Here is a 1,071-nt window from a genome sequence, read left to right as displayed (position 1 = left end):
GGGCGGTTCCGGGAGTGCCGGGGACGCCGACGGCGTCGCGGCCGCCGTGGACCGGGTGGGGGAGGCGCTGTCCGACCTGAACGCCGCGACCGTCGCGGGCGCCCTGCGGGCGGCGGTGGACGCACGCTGGGGCGACACCCTGCCCACCCGTTTCGCGATCATCGGCATGGGCCGCTTCGGGGGCCGCGAGCTGAACTACGGCTCCGACGCGGATGTGCTGTTCGTCCACGAACCGCGAGAGGGCGTGGACGAACGGGAGGCCGGCGAGGCGGCCCTCGCCGTCGCCGGCGAGATGCGCCGCCTCCTGCAGCTGCCCAGCTCCGACCCGCCGCTGCTCATCGACGCCGACCTGCGGCCGGAGGGCAGAAGCGGCCCGCTGGTGCGCACGCTGGCCTCCTACGGGACCTACTACCGCCGCTGGTCGCAGGTGTGGGAACGGCACGCGCTGCTGCGCGCCGAACCGGTGGCGGGCGACGCGGACCTGGGCCGCCGCTTCGTCGAGCTGATCGACCCCCTGCGCTATCCGGAGGACGGCCTGGAGGAGGACGCGGTGCGGGAGATCCGCCGCCTCAAGGCGCGGATGGAGAGCGAGCGGCTGCCGCGCGGTGCCGATCCCACCACCCACACCAAGCTGGGCAGGGGCGGGCTGTCGGATGTGGAGTGGACGGTCCAACTGGTGCAGTTGCGCCACGGAGCGAAGGTGCCGGGGCTGCGCACCACCCGCACCCGCGCCGCGCTGGCCGCCGCGCGGGACGCGGGGCTGATCGGTGAGGAGGACGCGGCGACCCTGGACGAGGCGTGGCTGCTGGCCACCCGGGTGCGCAACGCGGTGATGCTGGTGCGCGGCCGGCCCGGCGACACCTTCCCCTCCGAGCCGCGCGAGCTGGCCGCCGTCGGCCGCTACCTGGGGTACGAGCCGGGGCACGTGGGCGAGATGCTGGAGGACTACCGGCGTATCACGCGGCGTGCCCGGGGGGTGGTGGACCGGTTGTTCTACGGGGTGGAGTGAGGGGCCGCCGTTGGCGGGTGCGCCCTGGGGCGCGGGTTCGCCGGTGGGGGTGAGTCCGGGTC

The 1,071-nt window shown here is 75.5% G+C and carries 1 pseudogene; it reads left to right on the top strand.

Annotated elements, in window-relative coordinates:
• Positions 1-1,009 (top strand): annotated as a pseudogene (locus L7D48_RS29005) (bifunctional glutamine-synthetase adenylyltransferase/deadenyltransferase); the annotation flags it as partial.
• Positions 1,010-1,071 lie beyond the last annotated feature (62 nt).

Origin of the sequence: Streptomyces sp. ICN903, from assembly GCF_022015835.1 — a bacterium.
Lineage (GTDB): Bacteria > Actinomycetota > Actinomycetes > Streptomycetales > Streptomycetaceae > Streptomyces > Streptomyces fenghuangensis.
The sequence above is the reverse complement of the archived record's forward strand: the minus strand, read 5'-3'. Positions and strand labels throughout refer to the sequence as shown.